Source organism: Clostridium ljungdahlii (assembly GCF_001636845.1).
In the GTDB taxonomy this organism is placed as follows: domain Bacteria; phylum Bacillota; class Clostridia; order Clostridiales; family Clostridiaceae; genus Clostridium_B; species Clostridium_B ljungdahlii_A.
Genome location: NZ_LITT01000016.1, coordinates 17,007 through 36,526, shown reverse-complemented (window position 1 = coordinate 36,526; position 19,520 = coordinate 17,007). Strand labels below are relative to the sequence as shown.

The 19,520-nt window shown below is 32.0% G+C and carries 14 protein-coding genes; 7 read left to right on the top strand and 7 right to left on the bottom strand.

All coding sequences use genetic code 11. The features are described 5' to 3' along the window. Nucleotides 1-139: 139 nt before the first annotated feature. The 3 genes from WY13_RS08665 to WY13_RS08655 form a co-directional block, all read right to left on the bottom strand. Nucleotides 140-1,147, bottom strand: coding sequence for an aldo/keto reductase (locus tag WY13_RS08665; RefSeq protein ID WP_063555297.1), 1,008 nt, complete (start codon nt 1,145-1,147; stop codon nt 140-142). A gap of 133 nt (nt 1,148-1,280) precedes the next feature. Further along, nucleotides 1,281-1,844 (bottom strand): N-acetyltransferase family protein, encoded by a 564-nt coding sequence (locus tag WY13_RS08660; RefSeq protein WP_431602450.1) that lies wholly within the window; start codon nt 1,842-1,844, stop codon nt 1,281-1,283. Nucleotides 1,845-1,983: 139 nt separating this feature from the next. After that, nucleotides 1,984-3,633, bottom strand: coding sequence for a methyl-accepting chemotaxis protein (locus WY13_RS08655; protein ID WP_242866402.1), 1,650 nt, complete (start codon nt 3,631-3,633; stop codon nt 1,984-1,986). Between the two features lie 94 nt (nt 3,634-3,727). On the opposite strand from WY13_RS08655, the gene WY13_RS08650 reads away from it, so the two are divergent. Beyond that, on the top strand, nt 3,728-4,561 hold the full coding sequence (locus WY13_RS08650) for a methyl-accepting chemotaxis protein (protein WP_063555294.1): 834 nt from the start codon (nt 3,728-3,730) through the stop codon (nt 4,559-4,561). Between the two features lie 150 nt (nt 4,562-4,711). Here WY13_RS08650 and WY13_RS08645 read toward each other — a convergent pair whose 3' ends face one another. Continuing rightward, nucleotides 4,712-5,878, bottom strand: coding sequence for a phosphoglycerate dehydrogenase (locus WY13_RS08645; protein ID WP_063555293.1), 1,167 nt, complete (start codon nt 5,876-5,878; stop codon nt 4,712-4,714). A gap of 258 nt (nt 5,879-6,136) precedes the next feature. On the opposite strand from WY13_RS08645, the gene WY13_RS08640 reads away from it, so the two are divergent. The 4 genes from WY13_RS08640 (at nt 6,137) to WY13_RS08625 (ending at nt 11,587) form a co-directional block, all read left to right on the top strand. Then, the gene (locus tag WY13_RS08640) at nt 6,137-6,787 is read left to right on the top strand and encodes a GTP pyrophosphokinase (protein ID WP_063555292.1); all 651 of its coding nucleotides are present in this window, start codon (nt 6,137-6,139) and stop codon (nt 6,785-6,787) included. Between the two features lie 15 nt (nt 6,788-6,802). Beyond that, nucleotides 6,803-7,477 carry a response regulator transcription factor gene (locus WY13_RS08635; RefSeq protein ID WP_063555291.1) on the top strand — a complete coding sequence of 225 codons (675 nt, stop codon included), beginning with the start codon at nt 6,803-6,805 and terminating at the stop codon, nt 7,475-7,477. Then, nucleotides 7,474-8,703 (top strand): sensor histidine kinase, encoded by a 1,230-nt coding sequence (locus tag WY13_RS08630; RefSeq protein ID WP_063555290.1) that lies wholly within the window; start codon nt 7,474-7,476, stop codon nt 8,701-8,703. The genes WY13_RS08635 and WY13_RS08630 overlap by 4 nt, the downstream gene beginning before the upstream one ends. Before the next feature lie 136 nt (nt 8,704-8,839). Next, a complete protein-coding gene (locus WY13_RS08625; RefSeq protein ID WP_347459205.1) occupies nt 8,840-11,587 on the top strand; it encodes an EAL domain-containing protein in 2,748 nt (915 codons plus the stop codon). A gap of 123 nt (nt 11,588-11,710) precedes the next feature. Here WY13_RS08625 and WY13_RS21785 read toward each other — a convergent pair whose 3' ends face one another. Further along, nucleotides 11,711-11,899: a DUF1287 domain-containing protein gene (locus tag WY13_RS21785; RefSeq protein ID WP_347459208.1), complete on the bottom strand. Its 189-nt coding sequence runs from the start codon at nt 11,897-11,899 to the stop codon at nt 11,711-11,713. 35 nt (nt 11,900-11,934) lie between these two features. Further along, a complete protein-coding gene (locus tag WY13_RS21780; protein ID WP_242866401.1) occupies nt 11,935-12,099 on the bottom strand; it encodes a hypothetical protein in 165 nt (54 codons plus the stop codon). 268 nt (nt 12,100-12,367) lie between these two features. Here WY13_RS21780 and WY13_RS08615 point away from each other — a divergent pair, with 268 nt between their 5' ends. Beyond that, nucleotides 12,368-13,414: a GlcG/HbpS family heme-binding protein gene (locus WY13_RS08615; protein ID WP_063555289.1), complete on the top strand. Its 1,047-nt coding sequence runs from the start codon at nt 12,368-12,370 to the stop codon at nt 13,412-13,414. 234 nt (nt 13,415-13,648) lie between these two features. Continuing rightward, a complete protein-coding gene (locus WY13_RS08610; protein ID WP_063555288.1) occupies nt 13,649-14,557 on the top strand; it encodes a GGDEF domain-containing protein in 909 nt (302 codons plus the stop codon). A 111-nt stretch (nt 14,558-14,668) separates the two neighbouring features. Here the strand turns inward: WY13_RS08610 and polC are convergent, their stop codons facing one another. Next, the gene (gene polC / locus WY13_RS08605; protein WP_063555287.1) at nt 14,669-19,018 is read right to left on the bottom strand and encodes a DNA polymerase III subunit alpha; all 4,350 of its coding nucleotides are present in this window, start codon (nt 19,016-19,018) and stop codon (nt 14,669-14,671) included. Nucleotides 19,019-19,520: the final 502 nt, after the last annotated feature.

Genomic DNA, 19,520 nt, shown 5'->3' with positions numbered 1-19,520 from the left:
GGGAGACCGATTAGAAATTGTTATCCAGAGACGCAGCCACTCTTTGCTCACACTTGGAAAAGTGTGAGCATTAGAGTGGGTAGTCATCGGATAAAAAATATCTGCCGCACCCTTGACTTATTATTTTCTTTCAAATGCATTATAAAAAGGTCTTGTAGTCATCATAATTCTTTTTTAGAAGTTCCGGAGTGTTTAAGCCATATGGACATTTGCTCATACACTTGTTACAGTGAATACAATCCTCTATTTTTTTCATCTTCTCCTGCCATTCCTTTGATAGATATACATTCTGCGGTGCACGTCGGAGAAGAAGACTCATCCTTGCACAATCATTAATTTGAATCCCAGCAGAGCATGGCATACAGTACCCACATCCACGGCAGAACTCACCGGATAATTCTTTTCTGTCATGTTCAATCTGTTTTTTCATATCTTGTGTCAAAACTGGTGGATTACCATTATAGGACAGGAATTCATCCAGTTCACGCTCACGCTGTATACCCCAGATTGGAGCAACATGTTCAAACTGTGCAAGATATGCATATGCCATAGCAGAGTTTGTAATAAGTCCTCCTGATAAAGCTTTCATTGCAATAAAACCCATATTGTTTTTCTTGCATGCTTCCACAATTTCTATATCTGCATCGCTTGCAAGATAACAGAATGGGAACTGCAGCGTATCATATAAATTTGATTCTATTGCCTCTTTTGCTACTGCCAATCTGTGATTTGTAATTCCAATAAAACGAATTTTCCCCTGTTTCTTTGCTTCAAGCATTGCATCATAAAGTCCCGATTCATCACCAGACTTTGGGCAAAATGCAGGATTATGAAATTGATATATATCAATATAATTTGTCTGAAGATTTTTAAGACTTTGCTCTAAATCTTTCCAAAAATCATCCGCATTTTGTGCTGCTGTTTTTGTACTGATAACAATCTTATCTCTTATGTAAGAAAAGGCAGCTCCAAGCTTTTCCTCACTGTCCGAATACGCTCTTGCAGTATCAAAATAATTGATACCATTATAAAATGCCTTTTGCAATAAATATACAGCATTTTTCTTTGAAATACGCTGTATTGGAAGTGAACCAAATCCATTTTTGCTTACAACTAGTCCGGTTTTTCCTAATGTTACAGTTTGCATATTATCATCCTCCCTAAAACCCTAGATAATATTATACACTATTACTAATAAAATTTGTGATTGATTTTCCACTACATTATTTAGCAGTTCTTTAAATGTAGTATTATATTTGCTGAAAGCCAAAACAAAATCTCTACAACTCTGATATTGGAATAACTGGTTTTGGATTTTTAGAATGCTCTCCAATAATTTTCTCCATCCAAATCATATCATACCAGTTTCCAAACTTGTATCCGCATTTTGTAAAATGTGCAACTTTCCTGTACCCTAAATGCTCATGAAAATACGTGCTGCCATTGGTAAGATATGCATTATCAGTAGCTGTATAGGCTATACACGCATTCAAGTTAATGATATTTTGTCTCTTTAATATTTTTTCCAAAGCCAAATACAATTTTTTTCCTACACCTTTACCTCGACAATCCTGATTTAAATATATAGTAGTTTCAACAGCCCAATCATATGCAACTCGTTCCTTAAATGATGAAGCATATGCATAACCAATAATCTTATCGTTATCTACCGCTAATATGTATGGATATTTTTTCAATATGTTATTAATCCTCTCAGTAAATTCTTCAATAGATGGAACATCATATTCAAAAGAAATTGCAGTATCCTTCACATAAGGTGCATATATGTTCAAAATTTCTTTTGCATCTGCTTTAGTTGCCATACGTATTGTAGCATTTGTCATTATCTTACCTTCTCTCATAAAATATTAATTTGCAATAACGGCCGCGTATCAAACCTTACATTATTATCTGGTTTAAATCAATTTATTATTTTGTTCTTTAAAATAGTAAATCTTTTAATATTTTTTTTCAAGCCCATAATTATAATTTAAACTTTTGTACAAGTTCATTAAGTTTTTGAGCACTGCCTGCCTGAATTTGTGCTGTTTTAGCCACCTGTTCAATTCCTTGTGTTGTTTCATTTATACTCTCTTTTATAACAAATGCATCTTCTGAAGATTTCTGAGATACTTCTGCCATATTCTGTGCCGCTTCACTCACCTGATTCATAGTTGCAGTAAGTTCTTCTGACATAGCTGCAATTTCTTCCGACGTTTTACTTACAAATTCAGCCTCACTATAATATTGATTCCCCATACTTCCAAAAGCTTCAAATCCTTTACCCACATCTATATGTACAAAATTCAATATATCATTGCTGTTCAATGACAGGTTTTCAAATGCCTCATGGACTTTTAAAATAGTGTCCTGAATACCAGTTGTTGCTTCTGAAGACTGCTCCGCAAGATTTCTTACTTCATCCGCAACTACAGCAAATCCTTTTCCTTTTTCTCCAGCTCTTGCTGCTTCTATTGCTGCATTTAATGCAAGTAAATTGGTCTGCTGTGCTATGCTCGATATCGTATCAGCCATAATTTTTATGTTTTCTACTACTTTACCATCTTCAATTGCCTTCAATGTTTTTTCTCTTTTTTCATTATAGACTTTTGTTGTTTGTTCGATTGCCTTTTTACCACTTTCCTGTACAGTTAAAGCATGTTCTTTTGACTGGTTTGCATTATTACTTCCATTTAAAGATTTTTGTGAAAGCTCACTTATACTCGAATTTACCTCCTGAATAGATGCTGTAATTTCTTCAGTAGATGCACTTGTTTCTTGTACTCCAGATGCAATATTGTCTACAGCATTTTGCATATTTTCAGTTTTAGAATAAAGCTCTTCAACAGTAGCAGATAATTCTTCGCTGGCTGCACTCATATCCTGAGAATTTTCCATTATATTGTGAATGAGATTTTTTATATTGTTTCTAGCATTTGTAAGGGCAACTACAGTTTCTCCAAATTCGTCTTTTCTAGCCATTGAAGATTTATATGATAAATCATATTTCTCTAGTTTATGTGCAAAATTGAGTATGTCATGAAGTACCTTGTTTATGTCATTTGATGTAAGCAATCCTATCAATATTGCAAGAGCAAATCCAAAAATTATCAATATAGCCATTATTACACTTGACATATTATATAATTTTATATCGTCTTGATTATCGTTTTTTGCATAATTAAGATTTAAGTTTATTAAATCATTTAAACTTTTAGACATATTTTCTCTCATAGATGTAGCTTTATTTAGCAATTCACTTTCTGCAGATTCGTAATCCTGTTTTGATGAAAAATTATTGATATTTTTAACTTCATCATTATAACTCTTCAATTGACTTTTAAATGTTTCCCAAGCACTCTTTTGTGAAGCATCCATTTCAAATGTATCAAAAACTTTAACATATTCGGCATTATTGATTTCTTTGGCATTTATATCTTTTTCAGCATCTTGCCTTTTTGCATCGCTCTTTTGATAAACCATTTTTAAGGTATCTGACCTTATATCAGATAAATTCCTGTTCATATCGGATAACTTATAAACAATCTGCATGTTTTGATTGTACATGTTTTGGGAATTACTTGAAACTTTCTTTAAAGATATTGTTCCCACTACTCCTACTATTAAAATCAATGCAGCTACAATTTATTAAAAGTAGAAAATGGCCCTAAATTGTGATATATTGTTAATAAAATATTTCACAAAATTATGAGAGAAGGGATTATAAATGGAAAAAATTTTTCAATCATTGATTAATACTGCACCAGTCATAAGTGAAGCGCTTGAAGGAAATGTAGTTATCACAATTTGGGATAAAGAAAAATGTATATATGTTCTAGACAGTAAAAATAAAAAATCTACTGTAAAAGTCGGTGACAGATCTGATATGAATCTTATTAAAAATGTTGGTGCCAGTGATATCATTTTTAATAAAAAAGAAACATTTAGAGCTGTATTTAATAAAAATGAACATGGTATAGATGCTAAGATTACCATAATTCCTGCAATTAATAAAGATGGCCAAGTTGTTGGGGTATTAATTTTGTCAACAGATATAGAAGACATCTTAAAAATTGAAAAGTCCACATCAGAATTAAAGACCTCTCTTCAAGAAACAAGCTCAAGTATATCAGAAATTACTAATGATGCTGTTAAATTATCTGAAAAATTAAACTATATTATAGAAAATACTGAAGTAACAAAAAAATTAATAATTGAAAGCAATGAGGCTATTAATTTAATTGAAAGCATATCAAAACAATCTAATCTTCTTGGACTTAATGCTGCAATAGAGTCTTCAAGAGCTGGAGAATACGGAAAAGGTTTCTCCGTAGTAGCAGGAGAAATGAGAAAATTGGCATCAAATAGCAGTGAATCTTCTAAAAAGATCTCTTCTGCACTTGCTGAAATGAACAACAATATGAAAGTAATAATAGATACTATAAATGAATTAGGCGAAATAGCCACAACTCAAGCCGGTTCATTAGAAGAAGTATCTGCAACAATAACACAAATTACTGAAAATTCACAGATATTGGTTGATAATATGAAGTTACATTAATAGATTATATTTTATTTTAAACTGATTTAACTTTTTCTCAATTTTGTGATTAATTAATAATGCATCGCCTTTGTATGGTATAAGGTGATGCATTATATATAAAATACCATCTGATGCCAAGAACTCTGTTTATCAGAAACTACAGCATAACTATCTAATAATTCTTACCATTACAACTCCATCGATTGCCTTAATTTTTTCCAACACTTCAGAAGTTACATTACCATCAACATCTATTATATTGTATGCAATTTTTCCCTTATGACTATTTAATAGACTGGCAATATTTATTTCATTTTGTGCTAATATAGTTGTTACCTGTCCAACCATATTAGGAACATTGATATTTCCAACTAAAAGCCTTATGTGACCCTTATATTCTAGATCACAATTTGGGAAATTTACTGAATTTTTAATAGTACCTCTTTCAAGAAAATTTCTAAGTTCATCTATTGCCATAGCTGCACAATTTTCCTCTGATTCAGGCGTTGAAGCTCCTAAATGAGGAATTGTAATAATATTATCATTTCCTATTAGTTCATCCTCTGGAAAATCTGTAATATAGCAGCTTACAGTGCCATCTTCTATTGCTTCAAGTAAATCTTCATTTACAACTAGTCCACCTCTTGCTATGTTTATTATTTTCATACCTTTTTTCATAATTGCAAACTTTTCCTTATTAATCATACCTTTTGTATTATTATTTAATGGAACATGAATAGTAATATAATCTGCTTCAGCAAGTAAGTTATCAAAATTCGTCTCTTTTTCTACCTTTCGCGAAAGATTCCATGCTGAATCTACGGATATATATGGGTCATACCCTATTACCTCCATACCAAGTGCAAGTGCATCATTGGCAACCGCTGCACCTATAGCGCCAAGCCCTATAATTCCAAGCTTTTTTCCTTTAATTTCTGGTCCTTGAAATTGGCTTTTGGATTTTTCCACTAACTTTACAACATCTTCACCTTTTCCTTTAAGAGACTTAGCCCAATTTATTCCTCCATATATCTTTCTTGAAGAAAGAAAGAGAGATGCTAAAACTAACTCTTTAACACCATTTGCATTAGCTCCTGGTGTATTAAATACAACAATTCCATTTTCAGAACATTTGTCTATTGGTATATTATTAACTCCAGCTCCTGCCCTTGCAATTGCTTTAAGACTTTGAGGAAGTTCGGCATTAAGTAAATTGAAACTTCTAAGAAGAATTCCATCTGGATTATCAAAATTTTCCCCAATCTCATATAAATCATTTGGCATTGTATTAAGTTTTTCTTGTGAAATATTATTATACTTCTGAATTTTAAACATTTAATTGCCCCCTATATCGTTTATCTGATGGCTGCCTACTGTAACACTCCCATTAAGTAAAATTCATTGATAGGAAATAGCTTGACCATTTGTCAGATTTATTACTATATTATCAAAATTCAAGCATTTCAGCAACTCTACCATAATACAAATAATAAATTATTTATACTATTATAAATTTAACCTATATTTAAGGTTACAATGCTATCTTTTATATCAGAAGTTAAAAACAATTATTTCAGCAAGGAGGAATACCTGATGCAGCAGTCCAAATATGACATTAAATGTGAAACGCTGTCACCTGAACATGAATTCTATAAAGAATCTCATATACTATTAGAAGGAGCAATTATTGAAGTTATTTCAAGGTTGGATATTATTCGAAAATACAAAGTAGCCAAGCAATGTAAAGATCCTATTGAACACTGTAAGGCGAGGATTAAGTCGGCTAAGAGTATGAAAGAAAAATTGATGCGAAAAAATTTACCTGTTACGGTAGAGAGTGCTTTAAAGGAAATCCATGATGCAGCTGGAATCCGTGTTATCTGTCCATTCTTAGATGATATTTATTGGATTGTAAACATGCTAAAGAACCAGCAGGATATTAAGATTATTAAGGAAAAGGATTATATTCATAATCCGAAACCTAATGGCTATCGTAGTTATCATGTAATTCTACAAGTGCCATTGCATCTAGAAAACCGGGTTGAAATGGTGTACTGTGAGATTCAAATACGTACTATTGCAATGGATTGTTGGGCAAGTTTAGAGCACCAGTTAAAATACAAGAAAAACATTCCTAATGAGAAGATGATTATTAATGAATTAAAACGGTGTGCAGATGAAATTGCTTCAACAGATTTAAATTTACAGACTATTTCGGATATGATAAATGAAATACAATATTAAGATGGAGATATATATATGAGAATTTTACTTGCGGAAGATGAAAAAGAATTGTCAAATGCACTGGCTGCCATTTTAAAGCATAACAATTATTCAGTGGATACTGTGTATGATGGAGCAGATGCATTAAAATGTGGATTATCCAAAAGCTACGATGTGATTATTTTAGATATTATGATGCCAAAGATGAACGGACTTGAAACATTGGAAAATTTAAGAAAAGAAGGAATACATACACCGATTTTGATGCTTACTGCAAAGGCTGAGATTGAAGACCTAATTTTTGGACTAAATACAGGAGCAGATGATTATTTGAGCAAACCTTTTGCTATGGGAGAATTGCTGGCCAGAGTTCATGCTATGACCAGACGAAAAACCGAGTTTACACCAAGCTTAATTAAAGTAGGAAATATTAGCCTCAACAAAGAAAACTATGAATTATCAAGCAAAAAATCCTCTCTAAGACTTGGCAACAAGGAATTTCTGATGCTTGAGATGCTAATGAATAATCCAAAATGTTTGATTTCCACAGAACAGTTTATGGAACGAATTTGGGGATATGATGAGGAAGCTGAAAGCAATGTGGTGTTGGTATATATTTCTTACCTGCGTAAAAAGCTGTCATCTTTAGGTGCTAATGTAAAAATTAATTCAAGGAGAGATGCCTGCTATACATTGGAGGAGATTAAATGATTAAAAAATTACAGAGAAAATTCATTATGATTACAATGAGTTCATTGGCTTTAGTTGTATTCATTCTCCTTGGCTCCATTAACGTAGTTAATCTTTATCAGATAGACCGTAAAGTTAATGGTGCCCTTAAAATTCTTTCGGAAAATCAGGGAAAGTTTCCAATATATAAAAAAGGAAAGCTGCCGCCTAGTGAGCAAAGATTTGGTTTTCAAATGAATGCAGAAACCCAGTTTGAAACACGGTATTTTGTAGTAAAGGTCAATAAAGACGGTAGTATCCGAGAAATTGATACAAACCATATTGCTGCTGTTTCTTCAACCGATGCAGCAGGATATGCCAATAAAGTACTAGATGAGGGTAAAACTAACGGATATAGTGACATCTATAAATATATAGTAGTAAATAAACCAGATGGCCTCATGCTTGTATTCATGGATTGTAGAAGTCAGATCCAAATGGCTACTTTATTTTTACTAACTTCTTGTGGAGTTGCACTAATAACTCTTTTGCTTGTGTTTATTCTTGTGTCTATTTTTTCTAAAAAAGCAATTAATCCTATTATTGAAAATATGGAGAAACAAAAGCAGTTTATTACTGATGCAGGACACGAGATCAAGACACCACTTGCCATTATTTCAGCTAATGCAGATGTGCTGGAGCTAACTCACGGTAAAAGTGAATGGATTACAAGCACTCGAAATCAAATTTCCCGTCTTAATAAGCTTGTAAAAAATTTACTAACACTTTCAAAGATGGATGAAGGAAATATTAAATTGGTGTTTACTGATTTTGATTTGAGTGATTCAGTTTTTGAAACAACAGCTCCATTTGGGACCATTGCAGAGTCACAAAATAAAAAGTTTCTAATGGATATTAATCCAGGAATAAAATTATATGGAGATGAAGATAGTATCCACCAACTCGTTTCTACTCTTGTGGACAATGCCGTGAAGTATACTAATGAAAAAGGGACTATCAAAATTTCTTTGTCTGCTGCAAAGAAAGGATCAAAGCTAGAAGTATATAATACAACGGATGAAATTGATAAAGAAAATTTAAACAAGTTATTTGACAGATTCTATCGGGCGGACTCCTCAAGGTCCAGAGAAACTGGAGGGTATGGAATTGGACTTTCCATTGCCAAATCCATTGTACAGGCTCATCATGGAAAGATTTCAGTTAAAAGTGAAGACGGAAAATCCATTTGCTTTACTGTTCTAATCTAATTAAAGTGTCTATTACTACTTCATTAACTTTAAATCAATGCCTACAAAAGATAAAATTTCCACAAAAAATTTTGTAATTGTACATGTTATGACTTAAAATAAATTATAAGCAGTATATAGATCATTTTAGAGGAGTATGCCCATGTATGGAATTTTATTCAGTATAAGTTTTATAGTTTCTATAATTTTATTAGTTCTTCTGTATAGAGTAAAAAATGCTGCCATCACAAAGCCATTGATCATAAATACTGTGCTTGTTTCTTTATGGCTTTTAATGGAAATACTTAGCTATTATATAAAAACAAACGAAATTGCAATTCTATTCCAGAAGATAGAATTTATCAGTATAGTATTTGTGTCACCACTTTACCTGTTAATAATAAATGAATATGCTAATAAAAACAGAAAAAATCTTTACTTTATTTTATTGATTTTTATTATACCAATATTATCATTATTGTCTTTAACTTCTAACATACCCTACAAATTTATGTCACATATTAGCATGTCATATATTAAAGGTATTCCCATATTGTTATACGTGCCAAATATCGGATTTTACATTAATCTCATTTATACCTACTGCAGTATTTTGGCAGGATGTTATATTCTTATGATGAAATCAATAAAATCTCCCAAATTATACCGCAGGCAAAGTACATTTATTTTTATAGGTACAATCATATCAATCGGACTCAACTTTTTATTTATTAGTTCTAATTTTAAATTAGTCCCCATAGATGTTACTCCCATTTGCATACTATTAACATTGATTGTATTATACCTGGGAATGTTTCATATGACCAAGTTAGTAATAGTACCAATTGCCAGAGATCTTTTAATAGAAAATATTAAGGACATTGTTATTATAGTAGATTCTTCTAACAAAATAATAGATATCAATCCAGCAGGCATTGAACTTATAATGTCTTTCAAAAATAAAAAATTTAATATTAAACAAGGTATGAATTTTATAGGAATAAAAATTAATGATCTATTAAAATTTGTACCGGATATAAAACACGCTGCTGCAATAAATGATACAAGTAACGAATATACAATTACTTTTAACTTCAACAATAAAACTTTTTACTATAGGGTATATAAATCTTCTATTTTTGATACAGATAAATCTGAAATTGGCAGATTATTTACCTTCCACAATATAACTAAGATGCAGGAATACACTAACAACCTTAAGCAATTAAATGATAATTTATTAATTTCATATAGAATAATCGGCACTGCCATGGAAGGTGTATTGATGACAGATGCTTCTGGAAACATTATTAAAGTGAATGATTCTTTTCAGAGAATATCGGGGTATAAAAAAGAAGATTTAATTGGGAAAAACCCTAGAATACTTAAATCCGGCCGTCACAATAAAAAATTCTACTTAAATATGTGGCACAATTTAATTGCTACCGGTTATTGGGAAGGTGAGATTTGGAACAAAGCTAAAAACGGGCAATTATATCCTAAATGGATGTCAATAACATCTTTAAAAGGGTCGGATGGAACAGTAGAAAATTACATTGCTATTTCTACAGACATCAGTAAACTAAAAAAGACAGAAAATAAACTTCACAATCTTGCCTATTATGACCCATTAACAGGTATACCAAATAGGGCTCTCTTTTATGAAAGGCTTGAAAGAGCACTTATAAGAGGTAATGACAACAAAAAAGCAGTAGCTTTGTTATTTATGGATTTAGATGGTTTTAAATTCATTAATGACTCCCTTGGTCATGCAGCTGGAGATTTACTTCTTAAAGAAGTCGCAGTCCGCATTAAATCTAATATTCGTAAATCCGACACTGTGTCAAGGCTGGGAGGAGATGAATTTACTGTAATACTTGAAAACGTAGGGAATCAAGAATATGTAAAAACTACAGCACAAACTATCATTGATAAAATACTGATTCCTTACAATATACTTGACCAGGAAATAACTTTAGGGGTAAGTATAGGAATAGCTTTAGCACCCTATGATGAATCTACCGTTGAAGGCCTAATTAGAAAAGCAGATGCTGCAATGTATGACGCAAAAGAATCTGGAAAAGGAAAATATTCTTTTTCTTCAAAAGAAATTGAAAGAAAAAACCGCGAAATTCTTGAAATGCAAATAAGATTAACTACAGCACTGCGCAATAATGAATTTAGTTTATATCTTCAGCCACAAACTATTTTTGACGGAAATGACTTTAAAGTAGTTGGTGCTGAAGCCCTTATTAGGTGGAAAACAGCAGATGGCAAAGTATTTACACCAGATAAGTTTATACCTATATCTGAAAACAATAGAATGATAATACCTATTGGTAATTGGATATTAGAAGAAATTCTTAGAATTGATCAAGTATTGAAAAGCAGTGGCATCAATATTAAGTTATCAATTAACGTTTCATCAAAACAATTTGAAAATAATAATTTAGTCTCAAAAATTAAAGAAATTTTCAAAGAGAATATTTCTCAAAATATTGATTTGGTAATTGAAATAACAGAAAGCTTTTTATTGCAAAATACTGAGGAAGCAATACAAAGCTTGCTTGAAATAAAAAAGATAGGAATTGGTATTTCGATAGATGATTTTGGTACAGGTTTTTCTTGTCTGAGTTATTTAACTCATTTGCCTGCCGACTATTTAAAAATTGATAAGTCTTTTATAGATGACATTGTGAATACAGATCATAAAAATCTTACACCAAGTATTATTTCTATGGCAAAAACTCTCAACCTAAAAACAGTTGCAGAGGGGGTAGAAACACAGGGACAAGTCAACAGATTAATAGCTGAAGGATGTGACGAACTTCAGGGATATTATTTTAGTAAGCCCCTTATTCTCAGTGATTTTATCAAATATGTAAAGCAATATAATAAAATTTAATATTCATATTTTTCTATAATATTTATTATATTCAACTTTTTATCATTTCAAAACCTTTTCCATTTTCTACATCAATAACTTAATTCTTATGTCAATAGATTTATACCCTGAATTTTTAAAGTTTTATTTTGGGAATCTAAAATGGCCTGTTATTTTAGGCATCCAATACATAATTTCGTCACCTTCTCTAGCATAAGGTGGCGCATTATGTATGATATATGGAATGCCGTCTTCTCTCCTTTTATCAGAAACTATAGCTATGTGTTCCCTATGATCAAAGGTTATGATATCCCCTGGCTGCCATTCCTTTATATTCTTGTCTGAATTTATTAATATTATTTTTTTCTTTAGCTTCTCATCAATTGTTTCAATCTTTTTTTACTATCCATACTTTTATTTTCCATCTCGGTTGTATTTTTACTGTAAAGCGAATTTTTCTGTACAAAAAGTTTAAACCCTACAACAATTAAACAAATCAAAGCTAAAAATATTACACAAAACTTTTTTCTCACCTTTTACCCCCTTGTCATTTTCTATTACGCTAGTAATAGACTTCTACCATATTATTTTATCTATACCTTATAATAACTTTTTAACCAGCCTATAATTCTATTCTATCATATGCCAACATTATTTGAATAAAAAACATCTAAATATCTTTGAAAATAAATGACGTTAGCCACTGTCTAGCTACATATTCAACTCCTTTTAAGGGAAAAATATAAAAAGTGCATTTGAAACTTTAAATAACTTATATATCCTAAGAAAGGAGTCTTATTAATGAAAATAAATAAGACATCATTTCTTGCATTAATTTTATCACTTATGTCAGTAATACCTTTTTCTGGCTGTCAAGATACTACCCAAAAGAATGAATCAAAAACTACTACAGAACCTGCAACAATTGAAGCAAAAAATACCAATATCAAAATAGGCCGATCTATTGTAAATTTAGCCCTTGCAAAACAAATTACTACTGCAGCCGAGACAAAAGCAAAAGAAATAAAGGTTCCCATGTATATTACTATTGACGATGCTGATGCAAACTTAATTTCTATTAATAGAATGGCTGGCACAATTTTGGCTAGTGAAAAAATATCACAGGGTAAGGCATATACTGCCGTTGCACTAAAAATGCCAACTAGCAAACTTACATCTCTAGCTCAACCAGGATCATCTTTATATGGTATACAAAATAATAGCAATATAATTATTTTTGGTGGAGGTTTCCCTCTACTACTAAATGGTGAAATTATTGGTTCTATTGGTGTAAGCGGTGGTTCTGTTGACCAAGACATGCAAGTAGCTCAGACTGGTTTAAAAAAATATAAAGAAATCGCTGAAGGATTGAAGAGCAACTCTGTAATAACACAATCAGAGGCATCAAAAAATATAACTGGTACTAAAATAACTGATTATGGAATTAATGTTGAACTAGCCAGAAAAATGGCTATTGCAGTTGAGAAAAAATCTGCTGAAATCGGCGTACCAATGTGGTTCTCTGCAGTAGACAAAGGTGGTAATCTAATTTTAGAACAAAGAATGGATGAAGCTTTGCTGGCAAGTAGAGAAATTTCATTAAACAAAGCATATACAGCAGCTACTCTTAAGCTTCCAACAGATGAAGTTTCAAAACTTTCCCAACCTGGAGCTCCACTATTTGGTGTCCAGTCTGTTTCTAGAATGATCACGTTTGGAGGTGGCTATCCACTTGCATATAACGGAAAAGTTATAGGTGGTGTTGGTGTAAGCGGCGGATCTGTTGATCAAGATATGCAAGTAGCTCAAGCTGCTATGGATGTATACAATGCAGAATTGAAAAAATAATTGAAGAAAATCAAATATAAAATTTTTAAATATAATGAAAGAAGGTAGCAGCCAGCTATCTTCTTTTTCACTTTCAATTAACTTCTTGTTTAGCAAGTATGTAATTGCAATAAGGTAGTTTGCTATTATAGATAGTTTTAGAATTAAAAAATTTACTGGAGTTTTTTTACTACAGAAAACATAATATTTATGATATGATTGAAAATAATGGACTCTATTTTAGGAGGAAACAATATGGAAAAAGTTAATACAAGTACTAAAAGTATTAGTATGAATACATTAATTAACACCATTTCAATATTTGAGACGTTATATGACGTAATTAGGATAGTAAACCCAGTAAAAAAACAATTATTAGATTTAAAGTTAAACAAGGTTAATGAATTGGAATCTTCTTGTTATAATCTTTGGAGGATGGGAAAAGTATGTAGTAATTGTGTCTCTGCTAGAGCTTATAATGAAAAAGAAACTTTTGTAAAAATAGAGTACACTGGCAAAAAAGTCTACATGATCACCGCTATACCAGTTGAAGTTGATAATTTACCAGTAGTTCTTGAACTTCTCAAGGATATAACTAAAAGTGGAGTCATAGAAAATATAGAAAATAAAGATAGTGACACTATACGCCATGCAGTAAATCATATAAATGAACTAATAGTATTAGATCCTCTTACGCAAGTTTTTAATAAACGATTTATATACGAAAGACTTCCAGCTGACATAATAAAGAGCTTATTAAACAGTAAGCCGTTGTCATTAATAATGGCAGACATAGATTTTTTTAAGAAAGTAAATGACATTTATGGACATGTAGCTGGAGATGAAGTTCTTAAAGTAGTTGCTTCTATACTTAGTGGTTCTGTGAGAAAAGATGTAGATTGGACGGCTCGCTATGGTGGAGAAGAATTTATAATTTGTTTAAAAAATGCAAGTGAAGATACAGCAGTAAAAGTTGCTGAAAAAATGAGAAAAGCAATAGAAAACACTATAATTAATTATGAAGGTGCCTCTATAAAAGTCACTGCAAGCTTTGGTGTTAAAACATTATTTGATGAGAATCTTAATGAAGAAGATCTAATAAAAGAAGTAGATAAAAAATTATACGAAGCTAAAAATGCTGGAAGAAACAAGGTAATAGCATAATGTATAAATAATTTTATTCTACACATAATATTGTATGAATTCAACATTAGCCTTCTTCGATTAATTTTTTTACCAGGGATATTTTAAATCCCTGGTTTTTTTAATTATCTTTTAAATTACATCAAAAAAGCTTATTTGATCACTTTCTGGAAGACCTTTTAAACAACCAAATTTTTTAAGTAAATCTACAGCAGAATTTCCAATTTTAGCACGTTTCTTTACATCCTCTATAGAACTAAATGGCTCTTCTCGTGCTGCACTAAATATACTTTCTGCTGCGATATTTCCCATGCCAGATATACTATTTATAGGTGGCCTTAAGCCATCTTCCTCTACTATAAATTTGGTAGCATGAGATTTATATAAATCAATTGGTAAGAATTTAAATCCCCTCTCATACATTTCCAAAACTATCTCTAAGTCATCATACATATCCTTATCCTTAGGAGTAGCTTGATTACCCATGATTTGAATTTCTCGCATCTTTTCTATAACCTTTTCTTTTCCAAATATCATAAATTCACTGTCAAAGGCCTTTGCTCTAATAGTAAAGTATGCTGCATAATAAGCCTTTGGTATGTGAACCTTAAACCAGGCTATTCTAAATGCCATCATTACATAAGCTGCAGCATGAGCTTTAGGAAACATATATTTTATCTTTTTACAGGAATCTATGTACCATTCTGGCACTTTATGTTCTCTCATTAAAGCTTCATACTCTGCCCATTTTTCAGGCTGCTTCGATACCTTTCCTTTACGTACCAGCTCCATTATCTTAAAGGCACTATTTGGTGGCAGACCTTTTTTGATAAGATAAATCATAATATCATCCCTGGTACATATAGCCTCACTTAATGTAACTATTCCATCATCAATTAAGTCCTTTGCATTTCCAAGCCACACATCGGTACCATGAGAAAGTCCTGATATACATATTAAATCTGAAAATGCTTTTGGCATTGTATCTACAAGCATCCCCCTTACAAACTTAGTACCAAATTCAGGAATACCAAAGGTTCCTACCTTAGAATTTATCTGTTCCGGTGTTACTCCTAAAGCTTCCGTAGATGAAAATATAGACATAGTCTCCTTATCATCCATAGGTATCTCATGGGGATTCACCCCAGTTATATCCTGCAGCATTCTTATAACTGTGGGATCATCGTGTCCAAGTATATCAAGTTTCAATAAGTTCTGGTCAATAGAGTGATAATCAAAATGCGTCGTTATAATATCTGAATTAGGATCGTCTGCAGGATGCTGTACAGGGCAAAATTCAAAGATTTCACGCCCCTTTGGCACAACTATAATTCCTCCCGGATGCTGTCCGGTGGTTCTCTTTATCCCCGTGCAACCTGCTGAAATTCTAGTTATTTCTGCCTTGTTTACTGGAATATTTTTTTCATCAAAGTACTTTTTTACGTATCCAAAAGCTGTCTTTTCTGCTATAGTACCTATAGTTCCAGCTTTAAAGGTTGTGCCCTTTCCAAAGATAACCTCCGTATATTTATGGGCCTTTGCCTGATATTCTCCTGAAAAGTTTAAATCTATATCCGGCTCCTTATCTCCATTAAAGCCTAAAAAGGTTTCAAAAGGTATATCTATACCATCCTTAGCTAGCTTTTCTCCACAAACAGGACATACTTTATCCGGTAAGTCAAATCCATTTTTAACACCGTAATCTGAGAAGTCCGAATACTTGCATTTAGGACACCTATAGTGGGGTGGCAGAGAATTTACTTCCGTTATACCGGTCATATTTGCTACAAAAGAGGAACCAACAGATCCCCTAGAACCCACTAGATAGCCATCTTCATTTGATTTCCATACTAGCTTTTGAGCAATAATATACATTACAGAAAAGCCATTTTTTATAATAGATTCCAGCTCCCTATCCAGCCTGGACTGAACAATTTCTGGAAGTGGATCTCCATACAGTTCATGAGCCTTTTTATAAGCAATGTCCTTAATAGTCTGTTCACAGCCATCTATGTGCGGTGGACATTTCTCAGGTGAAATAGGACTAATTGGCTCACACATATCTGATATCTTGTTGGTATTTGTAACTACCACCTCATAGGCCTTTTCTTTTCCCAAATATGAAAATTCCTCAAGCATCTCCTCTGTAGTTTTTAAATACAATGGAGCCTGATTATCTGCATCCTTAAATCCCTGTCCTGCTTCCAGTATACGCCTGTATATCTCATCCTCCGGGTCCATGAAGTGAACATCTCCTGTAGCAACTACAAGTTTATTTAATTTTTCTCCCAGGGCTACAATTTTTTTATTAATTTCCTCTAGATATTCTTTACCAGGTACCTGCTCTGTCCTTACTAAATAATCATTATTTCCTAGAGGCTGAATTTCCAAATAATCGTATCCTTTTGCTAATTCTTCAATTTCCTCATCGGATTTTCCCAGTAGTATTGCCTGATACAACTCTCCTTCACTGCAGGCACTACCAAGAATTAAACCCTCAGAATATTTTTTATACAGACTCTTTAATATACGAGGTTTTTTATAAAAATAATCCAAATGGGAATAAGATACCAGCTTATATAAATTCTTTAATCCCACATAATCCTTTGCGAGTATTATTGCATGGTAAGTTTTAAGCTTTTTATACTCTTCTTTTTTAGCTGCCTCATCACGGCCGTATATATCTATATCTTTAAGGTTTTCTGCTCCCCTTTCTTTTAGCTTTTCAAGCATTACATTAAACACCTTAACAGTAGTTGCCACATCATCCAAAGCTCTATGGGCAACTTCCACCTTTATACCAAGGTTTTTAGCAATTCTTCCTAATTTATAGGTTTTAAAATCAGGGAAGACCTCCTGTGCTAAGGACAAAGTATCTACATATGTAAAATCAAAGTCACAACCTAAAATTCTGGCATTATGCTTTAAGAATCCCACATCAAATTCAGCATTATGTGCAACCAAAACACTATCCTTAATAAAATCCAGCATTTTAGGAAATACCTGCTCTATGTTTTCTGCATTTCTTACCATATCATCAGTTATATTTGTAACCTCTACAACTCTCAATGGAATTGGCTTTTCAGGGTTTACAAAACAGCTGAATGTGTCTATTACCTTTCCATCCTTGATTTTCATGATTCCTATTTCAGTAATTTTTTCTGTTACTGGCGAAAATCCTGTGGTTTCCAAATCCAATACACAATAGGTAGTATCAATACTCTGTCCCTTAGGGTTTATTACAGATGGCTTTTTATCCGGTGCCAGATAGGCCTCAACTCCATATATAATCTTCATATCTGGATTATCTCTTCCTAAAAGTTTATGTGCTTCAGGAAAAGCCTGCACTACTCCATGATCTGTTATGGCAATTGACTTCATCCCCCAGCTCATAGCTCTTTTAATTAAATCAGTAGCACTAGTCATAGCATCCATCTGGCTCATTTGGGTATGCATGTGAAGTTCTACCCTCTTCACCTCAGATTTATCTTGTCTCTGAACTTTCTTCATGCCTTCTGTTTCAATTATAGTATTGGCAATAATCTCAATTTCCTGAGAAAACTTGCTATAACCTGAATTCCCAGAAAGCCTAATACCCTTAGCCTTTTTAAGTCTGGATAATACCTCACTGTCTTCACCGGGCTTGCAAAATACCTTACAGGTCATTGAACTTGAACCATCATATAAATCAAAGGAAATTAGTATTTTTCCGCTTCGGAGTTCCTTTGCCTCCATGTTGGATATTTCACCCTGTATAGCTATCCTGCCTTCATCTGGTGTAATATCAGTAATTTTTACTACAGGCTCCCTAATACTACTACTTCTGCCTAATATCAAGAATGGATTATTAGCTTTTTTCCTATGGGTCTCTGTTTTCATTTCCTGATTTTTTTCTACAGGCTTATTTGGCAATTTAGAAACATTATTGCTTCGTATACTATTAATTTCCTTCTTAATAAACAGCATTTCGCTTTCACGTTTATCCTCTTCAAACTTTATTAATTCTTCACTTCCCAATTTATCAACAAAGTTTATTTTATATTCTGTACCGTACATGCTTTTTATAGCCTTAGAGATCTTTTTATCATAATCCATAGATTTTAAAAATTCTGATACTGAAATCTTTAAATTGAAGTTTATGGTATTTTCATTCACTTCATATTCACTATTATTTAAGAGTACTGCTCTTAAAGCAGGATGCTTATCTGCCACAAAAAATATAATATTTTTCAACTCATCTTCTATGGGTTTTTTATCCGTATCTTCAGCATACTTTACAGCAATTTTAGAATTCTTTAGTGAAAACCTTTCTCTTATAAATTTATTAAGTCGCTGGATTTCTCTTATTTCAATATACTTATCTGAGTTAATTTTCATTTCTAAAGTTTTAGTTTTTTTACTTAAGACTACAGATTCTACAATGGCAGCATTTATGTTACCTTCTGTTTCATAATCACTAAAAATTTCATTTATTCTTTTCATACTACTTTTTAACCTTCTCCCAAAAATTTTTAGTATGTTACTATTATATAAGATGATCTTATGCCTTGTCATGTAGGGAAAAAGTGTATATAACACCGTTTATCCATTTTCACTACTTTCTTGCAATTATATTATATCCTATCTAAATAGGAAGTTATCATAATTTTATTGTTCTTTTCATCAAAATGAACTTACCTCATAATTATGATAAGCTTAAAATATCTTCAATATGATATAATATCTACAATAGAATTTTATCCTAAGAAATAACTATAAGCATCCTAAATGACGGATACCTATTTCACGCTAAATTCTAAGGGGTATAATTTAAAAAATCATTCTAAATTTGGCGAAATTAAATTTTATAAATAATTTAAATAATGTTCACAAATCGGAAACAATTGTATATAATATAAATAAGAAATATATTAAACTATTTCTTATTTAACTAAAATGTGGATATCCTGTAAACGTATACTTGAATGGGAATTAATGAAAAGAA